Genomic DNA, 7,131 nt, shown 5'->3' with positions numbered 1-7,131 from the left:
TATGCGAGAACGGACTCGCTCCCGCTGAATATCACGAATCCTGAATTTTTTCATCCACAAATTTTGCGCTGCAATTCGAACGACACAGAACTTTGCATGTATACACGAAGGGTGAATCCTAGCTAGATTTATGAGGAAATCCGCCTATCGCTAATCGTGCGAATTTCCCCTTAACCAGGGCCGCAGGGTGGAGCGTGGCTCATACCGCCGCCTCGCGTTGTGCCGCGATATACGCGCGCAGCGTCGCGTCGATGCGCGTCTGCCAGCCTGGACCGCCGGCTTTGAAGTACGCTACGACCTCGGGTGACAGGCGGATGGAGACCGGCTGCTTGGTGACTTCGGCCTTGGGGCGCCCGGACGCGCGCCCGAGCGGACGCAGCCCGGCCAGTTCCGCGTCGGTTAATTCGTAGGTGTCGGGATCGGCGGCGATGCCCGCGCGGATGCGGGCGTCGTCTTCCTCGCTGTTCAGAACAAAGACCCGGCCAGACTTAGATGTGATCGATGTAGGTGCGTTTTTCATGGTTGGTTGCCTCACGCAGGCTGATAATGCGATACTGGTCATGCGCTTCGGTGAACACCACGCAATAGATCATTTGGCCGATCGGCGCATAACCGACAAACCGCCGTTCACCATACGCCGCGCGCGTGTCTTCGTTCACCAGGATCAGATCCCATTCCAGATCCTCCGCCACCGCCAGCGACATCCCGTGGTTGGCGATGTTCAGACGGTCTTTGGCGGGATCGAACGTGATGTCCATCGGCTTTATTGTATATACGGCAACAACCCAAAGCAAGCCATGCCCTTGACCGCGCCGCCACGCCCGGCCTATGCTGATCCTGCCGCTGGGGTCCCAGCGGTCGGGTTTGGTAGCCCGGAAGACTCAGGCGGACAACCGCCGCATGGCGGTTTTTTCATGGATGAACGCACGGCTCCAGTTTCAGGGCCGTGTGGGGGCACCTTCGGGTGCGCCGGACCCTGAGCCCGGTCTACCAACCCCGCACGGTCCGCCATCCACGTTTGGTAGCGTGGGGCGGGAAGCCTGCTCAGGAGTCATTCACATGACAACCCTCGCCCAAATCTCACCCGCGCCCGCGGTTTTCACCTTCGGCCAGTCCTTCAATATCCGCGTCATCACGATCGACGGAGAACCCTGGTTCGTAGCGCGAGACATCGCCGCGGCGCTTGGTTACGCAGAGCCTCACAAGGCTGTCGCTCGCCACTGCAAGCGCGCTAAGTCATTGAGCGATCCAGATGGGACGAAACATCCCATCCAACAGAATCAAGACCTTGACCAAAAGACCAAGATCATCCCTCAAGGCGACGTGTGCCGTCTGGTAGTCGGCAGCAACCTGCCCGGCGCTGTCGCCTTCGAGTCGTGGGTGTTTGACGAGGTGATCCCCAGCATCATCAAAACCGGCCGCTATCAGGTCGCGGCCCCGGAACCGATCCCCGACTACGAACGCTGCACCACCCGCCAGCAGCAGGAGTTGGCAACCGCCATGAGTCGCGCCTTCAGTTACGGACTGTTCGGCCAAGAGGGCACGCAGCACGGCTTTAACCGCCTGCGCCTGGCGCATCGGCTGCACAACATCGCCGACCTGCCGGCCGCCGACTTCGAACGCGCCCTGGCGACCGTCGGCGAGATCGCCGCGATGAACCTCGCTTTCGTCATCTGGGTTGGCGAACTCAAGAAGGTCTACTTGGCGGAGTACGTCGAAGCGGGCGGGCCCTGGACGCTGTGGCTCAAGCGCGAATGGAAGAAGCAGATGGGCACCGCCCTGCCGCCGCGTCCCGACTGGCTGGCGATCCAAGAGCAATTGAAGCTGGCGCAGCGCGCCGGGGAGGCCCAATGATCCCCAGCGCCGTGTCAGTGACGCCGGCTTGACGCCCCCCCTTGACCCCGGCCGCCCGGACGCGGCCCTCACCCCGGAGCCCCGACCGATGAAGAAGCCACCCAACCCCGCCCTGCTGGCCCTGCGCGAGGCGTTCCCGCTGGCCTTCCCCGCCGATGCCGCGGCCATCCGCCCACTGGCGATCGGCATTCACACCGCCATCCAGGCGTGGGCCGCGACCCGCCCGGACCTGCGCCCGGCCCAGGTTGCCGCCGTGCTGCCGCAGTATTGCGGGCGCACCCGCTACCGCCAGACCCTCGTCGCCGGTGCGCTGCGCATCGACCTCCAGGGCCAACCCACCGAGCCAGTGACCGCCGAGGCCGCCGCGCTCGCCGCGGCCAGCATCGAACGCGCCCGCGCCGCGGCGGACGCGAAGGCCGCGACACGGGCGCAGCGGGCGGCACGTCACGCGGCAGCGCAGGCGGCAGCGCAGGCGGCACTCCAGGCGCAAGCCGCCGCCCGGCGGGCCGCGGCGGCGAAGGCGAAGGCGCCCAAGCCAGCCAAGCAGCCCAAGCCGAAGCAGGCGCAGCAGCCGGCCGTCCCCGCCCCGGTCGCGGCGCCAGTGGCCCCGACCGTGCCGGTGGTGGTGATCAAGAAGCGGCGGAGGGTCGTCGGTTAGTGAGTGCGGGGAGCGAATGCGCATCAATGCGCGCCGGCGACGTCAACAGGCTTGCGTGGTTGGCGGAAAAAACGTCAAGCCGGGAATTTCAGAGGAATTATTCATGACGTCTCGCGCGCTGATGTCAGCAATTCACCGCGCACAACAATGCGGCGAGGGTCAGAGAGATCAACCTCATACCCCCGCTTGATCGCGTTCGTCAGCCCCAGGAACAGCGCCCCCAGGGCCGCGTCGGTTTCCGCCCGCGTGGCTGTTGCTTGATCTGGCCCTGGGGTAATGGTGATCTCAAACGGCCTCACCGGCGATTCAACCGCGCGGCGGGCCAGTGGGGTTTTCCTGTTCATTCAAGCCCGGTAGGTTGGGGTGACGAAGGAACCCCAACGCTCAGCGGCCGGGGATATTGGGGTTTGTTCCTCACCCCAACCTACGGCCTAATGCGTATCAATGCGCATCAATGCGCGGTGGGTACCCAGGTCAATCACCCGTCCACCGCCGCCAACGCCGCCCAGGTCTCCGGCCCCACCACTCCATCCGGCGTCACCCCCGCCCGCGTCTGGAACGCGATCACCGCCGCCTCGGTCGCGCGGCCGAACAGCCCATCCACCACCAGAAAGGCCCCGCGGTCGCACAGTGCCTGCTGCACCTGGGCCACCTGGTCGCCACGATCGAACAGCCGCACGGTGCCCGCGGTATGGACCTCGGTCGCGCCGTGCGGTTGGCGCTGGCCGCGGGCATCCAGCCCCAGCACGCGGCGGTAGTCGAACACCGGGCAGGCCTTGGCGGCGACCTCGCAGTGGCCGCGCCACCGCAGCAGGTGCGCCGCGTCGACCGCCGCCGCCAGCGCCTGCAGCACGGCGAACTGCGCCAGGGCGAAGCGCTCCAGCGCCAAGCCATGCAGGCACAGGGCCAGCGCCCCGGTGTTGTGGCCTTCCTGCGCGGCGGGTTCCTGGCCCCAGTCGCGGCCCATCTGCACCACCCCGCTTTTGGTGATGAAAGCGTGGTAGCCGATCCCGCTCCAGCCGCGGGCGCGGTGCCATTGGTCCATGACCTGGGCGCGGTCATGCTCCGGCCGGTCAGAAGCCGAGCAGTGAATCCACCCGGTATGCAGCGGTCGCCTAACCGCGTGCAACAGCCCCGCCACTTCTTGCTGCGCGATCGTCTCGCCTAAGCGTTTGCTCATGTTGGTCCGTATCCCGTTGCTCTCAGCCACCAAAGGCCCCCACGTCCCGCACCTGTTCCAACCGCCGATTGACCCGAATGCCGTGGGTGGTTTCGAGCGCCGCCCGTTGGCGCCCGCGGATGGCCGCGCGCAGCGTGCTGGGGCTGATCGGGATGGTCGGTTGCGCGCGGTTGAAGGCGGTGATCTGCGCCTGGATCTTCGGCAGGGCGGCGCTCTCCCCATGCAGATAGGCCATGGCATAGGCGGCCTGCAACTGCTGGCGCCGCTCCAGGATGCGGCTTTCGTACAGCTTGACCGCCGCGTTGGCCTCGTACTGCACGGCGATCTGCGCCGGGTTCATGCCCAGCGCCTTCCACAGCAACTCGTAAGTGCTAAGGCGCTCGCGCTCCACCACCGGCTCGCCGATCTTGGTCAAGACCCCCTCGGCGGCATAGCGCCCGGCGCGTAGCGGATCGCGCAGGAACTTCGGCGCAATCGCCTCGGCCGCGCGCTGCCACTGTCCATCGGCGATCAGATCAACCGCGGTGAACGGCTGGGCTAGCATCCCGCCGAACGGCCCCAGCAGTTGCTCCACCACATAGGCGAAGGTGCCGGCGCCGTTCAGGTCGCGGTCGGGGGAGCGCCACACCAGCCCGTCCAGGCCGACCCGGCTGTGCCAGTCCAACCCGGTCAGGGTGGAGACCGCGCCCCCGTCGATGATGCCGGCGACACTGGCCGGGAAGGTGGCGGCCAGCCAGTTACGGAACTCGGTTTCCGTGTCCCACGGGTCATCGTCATCCCCGAAGGTGGCGGCCACCAGGTTCATGACGCTGAACAGTGTCCCCACCAACGGCAGCCCGAGCGCCCCGGCGAACAGCCCGGTCATCCCCAGCACCCCACCTAACTGGACGCGCGCCGCGCGCTGGACCTCGGGCGATTCCCCGCGGGTGGCCAGGTACAGGTTGCGCCCCAGGAAATACAGCATGTGCTGCGAGTAGCTCTTGAACATCAACAGCACTTTCGCCCAATTGCCTTGCATCATGCGGGCACGATTGGCGTTGGCGTAGTCGAAATGCGCGGTCCAGGTCGCCTCTTCCGCCTCCGTGATCGCCTGTTCATGCCCCGTGCCGGCGGCGCGCGCCAGCCGGTAGGCGGCGAGCAGGGTGGCATCGCGGTTCACCACCTCGGCCGCGTGGAAGCCCGAGGAGATGATCGCCATCGTCCGGTTGAATACCGGGCCATTGAGGAAGTTATCGCTGTCGCCGATGCCGGCGAGGTTGTGCGCCTGGGTGCGGTCGCGGATGCCGGAGCTATTCCAGGCGGTAAAGGCGGCGCGCTCCTCGTCGCTGAGGTTGGCGGCCTGGCTGGGCAGCGGCCGCCCGGTCAGGAAGCCTTTCACCACGATCGGCGAGAAGCCGCGGGCCACGTCCAGCAGGGCGGTGGTCAAGGCCGTGCCCGCGCCTTGCCAGCCGTAGCGACTGGCCAGCACCGGATAGGCGACGATCGCCGTCTGGGTCAGGTTGACCAGCGCGGCGGCCGGCGACACGTAATAGATGAAGCCCAGCGCGGCGGCGATGTTGGTCAGCGGATGGTTGTCGGGGGACATGATCCACTGATGGCGCAGCGTCAACTCCTTGAACAGGTGATTCGCCACCGTCGCGTCCACCCCGTCGGCGCTGCGCTGGGCTTCCTTCATGTCGGACTCGATCTCGCCCAGCAGCCGCTCCAAGGTCGGCACATGCTCGAGCTTGGCGATTTGATTGGCCAGCCGCGTCATGTTCCAGCCGAAGCCGCGCAGCGCGTCCTGGCTGTACCCGGCGGTGCCTTTGCGGTGGATGAAATGCTTGCGCATACTCATCTGCTGCATCTGTGTCAGATACATCTGGTAGAGCATATCCGCGGCGTCCTTGTCGCCTTTGTGGGTCAACTGCTGCACCGCTTGGGCGATGAAGCCCTCGCTGACCACCTCGCCCGGATTGCCCGACAAGGCGGTCGCGCCCTGGCGGATCACGCGCCAGCCTTGCGCGGTCATCTTATCCACCGCGCGGCGGCGCTCGGTCTCGGACTCGAAGGTGCCGAACCACGGCTCGCCGACCTCCACCAGCGCCCACCCGCCGTCCGCCAGTTCCTGGGGTTGGGTATCGATGCCGCGCAGATCGCGGCGGCGCTGCGCCGAGCGCGCGGCCGATTCGCTGGCGAAGGGTTCGCCGTCGTGTTTGCGGAAGTGGCGGATGGTGGCGGTCGGGAGCTTGCGCAGGTAGGCGTAGAGGTTGCCGAAGCGCTGCAACGGGAAGTAGGGGCCGATGCGCGGGTTGCCGGTTTCGTCGGTGGTCTGCTCGAACTCGCGGCGGATTTGCGCGATCAGTTGTTCCTTGCTCTTCTCGGCCAGGCCGCGCGACTCCCGCACCCGTTCCAGCAGGGCCTCCATCATTTCCTTGGACCGGCGCTCATAGGTGTCACGCGCCATCACGAACACCTGCCGCCCGCCCAGTTCCTGCAACACCCAGCCGTCTTCTGTCTGGCGCGGCGTCACCACCTTGCCGCGCAGATCGCCGCCGCGGGCACTGCGTTGCGCAATCGCCACCTGCGCCAGCTCGCGGTCGGCATAGGGCTTGCCGGCATCATCGAAGGTCTGCCCATCGGACAGCGTCGCCCATTGGCGCTCCAGCGCCAGCAGCGCCTTGGCGCGCGCCAGTTCCGCCTTGGCCGCCACCCGCACCTTCTGCGAGGCCAGCATGTAATAGGGCGCCAGACCCTTGTCTTCCTGCTTGCGCGAGCGCGCCAACTGACGCGCGCGCTTCATCAGTTCCGCCGCCTGGGCCAGCGTCGCCGGGCGGTCGCGCCAGAACAACTCACTCGGCCCCAGCTTCACCGCCACCTGAAGCGGTTGATAGTCGCTCGGGTCCACCTTAGCCAGAGTGGCCCCGTGCATCAGGTCCGCCACCGCGCGCGCTTCGGCGCGGTTCTTGGGTCGCCGCGCCCAGGACTCCCAGTCGTCGGCAAAGCCGCCGGCATCGTCGATCATCGCGTTGCGCCGGGTCTCCATGCGGCTGCGGGCGTCCACATACCCGGCCAGGCCGGGCAAGCGATTGGCCGCCACGTCGCGCAGTTGGCGCAGTGTCAGCGTGGCCAACAGCGTGGGCAGGGCCTGGCGCCAGGTATCGCCCAAGCGCGCCCGCGGTTCGGCCAGGGCGGCGCGGATGCCATCGAACAGGCGGCGCCCGCCGCCGATGGGGGAACCGCCGTTGTCGGCGGGGGCGGCGAGGGAGAAGCGGATGTCGAGGGAGGGGCCGAAGGTGCCGTCGTTTTTGTCGGATGACTTTATCTCGACTTTGGCCATTTTTGCAGCTGGGCGCAGGCCCCGCAACTGACGCCACGGCGGTGCCGAAGCGTGTGCTGAGCCGGGGGTTGCGGCGGCCGATCGTCGCGGCCAGCCGCCGTCCATCGGCGGGCGTGGCCC

General features: G+C 67.1%; 7 protein-coding genes. 2 read left to right on the top strand and 5 right to left on the bottom strand.

Going from position 1 to position 7,131, the window contains the following annotated elements; genetic code table 11:
• Positions 1-199 precede the first annotated feature (199 nt).
• Together QZY03_RS23420 and QZY03_RS23415 are read right to left on the bottom strand one after the other, a co-directional pair.
• Complete coding sequence (locus tag QZY03_RS23420; protein WP_295585105.1) at positions 200-520, bottom strand: BrnA antitoxin family protein; 321 nt, start codon at positions 518-520, stop codon at positions 200-202.
• Positions 489-758, bottom strand: a complete 270-nt coding sequence (locus tag QZY03_RS23415; RefSeq protein WP_295585103.1) for a BrnT family toxin — start codon at positions 756-758, stop codon at positions 489-491. Before QZY03_RS23415 ends, QZY03_RS23420 begins: the two co-directional genes overlap by 32 nt.
• Before the next feature lie 301 nt (positions 759-1,059).
• On the opposite strand from QZY03_RS23415, the gene QZY03_RS23410 reads away from it, so the two are divergent.
• Entirely contained in the window at positions 1,060-1,854 is a 795-nt protein-coding gene (locus tag QZY03_RS23410; protein ID WP_295585101.1) for a BRO family protein, read from the top strand.
• An 88-nt stretch (positions 1,855-1,942) separates the two neighbouring features.
• The gene (locus QZY03_RS23405; protein WP_295585099.1) at positions 1,943-2,512 is read left to right on the top strand and encodes a ProQ/FINO family protein; all 570 of its coding nucleotides are present in this window, start codon (positions 1,943-1,945) and stop codon (positions 2,510-2,512) included.
• A 101-nt stretch (positions 2,513-2,613) separates the two neighbouring features.
• Here QZY03_RS23405 and QZY03_RS23400 read toward each other — a convergent pair whose 3' ends face one another.
• The 3 genes from QZY03_RS23400 to QZY03_RS23390 form a co-directional block, all read right to left on the bottom strand.
• A complete protein-coding gene (locus QZY03_RS23400) occupies positions 2,614-2,856 on the bottom strand; it encodes a hypothetical protein (RefSeq protein ID WP_295585098.1) in 243 nt (80 codons plus the stop codon).
• 134 nt (positions 2,857-2,990) lie between these two features.
• Positions 2,991-3,692 (bottom strand): peptidoglycan-binding domain-containing protein, encoded by a 702-nt coding sequence (locus QZY03_RS23395; RefSeq protein WP_295585096.1) that lies wholly within the window; start codon positions 3,690-3,692, stop codon positions 2,991-2,993.
• 22 nt (positions 3,693-3,714) lie between these two features.
• The gene (locus QZY03_RS23390) at positions 3,715-7,011 is read right to left on the bottom strand and encodes a PLxRFG domain-containing protein (RefSeq protein ID WP_295585094.1); all 3,297 of its coding nucleotides are present in this window, start codon (positions 7,009-7,011) and stop codon (positions 3,715-3,717) included.
• Positions 7,012-7,131 lie beyond the last annotated feature (120 nt).

The sequence above is a fragment of the uncultured Lamprocystis sp. genome (assembly GCF_903933125.1).
GTDB lineage: Bacteria > Pseudomonadota > Gammaproteobacteria > Chromatiales > Chromatiaceae > Thiodictyon.
This window is presented reverse-complemented; position numbering and strand designations above follow the sequence as displayed.

What these genes read in the sequence shown, in the direction of transcription:
- QZY03_RS23415 (WP_295585103.1), bottom strand. Translation starts at nt 758, where the DNA reads ATGGACATCACGTTCGATCCCGCCAAAGACCGTCTGAACATCGCCAAC.
- QZY03_RS23405 (WP_295585099.1), top strand. Translation starts at nt 1,943, where the DNA reads ATGAAGAAGCCACCCAACCCCGCCCTGCTGGCCCTGCGCGAGGCGTTC.
- QZY03_RS23420 (WP_295585105.1), bottom strand. Translation starts at nt 520, where the DNA reads ATGAAAAACGCACCTACATCGATCACATCTAAGTCTGGCCGGGTCTTT.
- QZY03_RS23395 (WP_295585096.1), bottom strand. Translation starts at nt 3,692, where the DNA reads ATGAGCAAACGCTTAGGCGAGACGATCGCGCAGCAAGAAGTGGCGGGG.
- QZY03_RS23400 (WP_295585098.1), bottom strand. Translation starts at nt 2,856, where the DNA reads ATGAACAGGAAAACCCCACTGGCCCGCCGCGCGGTTGAATCGCCGGTG.
- QZY03_RS23410 (WP_295585101.1), top strand. Translation starts at nt 1,060, where the DNA reads ATGACAACCCTCGCCCAAATCTCACCCGCGCCCGCGGTTTTCACCTTC.
- QZY03_RS23390 (WP_295585094.1), bottom strand. Translation starts at nt 7,011, where the DNA reads ATGGCCAAAGTCGAGATAAAGTCATCCGACAAAAACGACGGCACCTTC.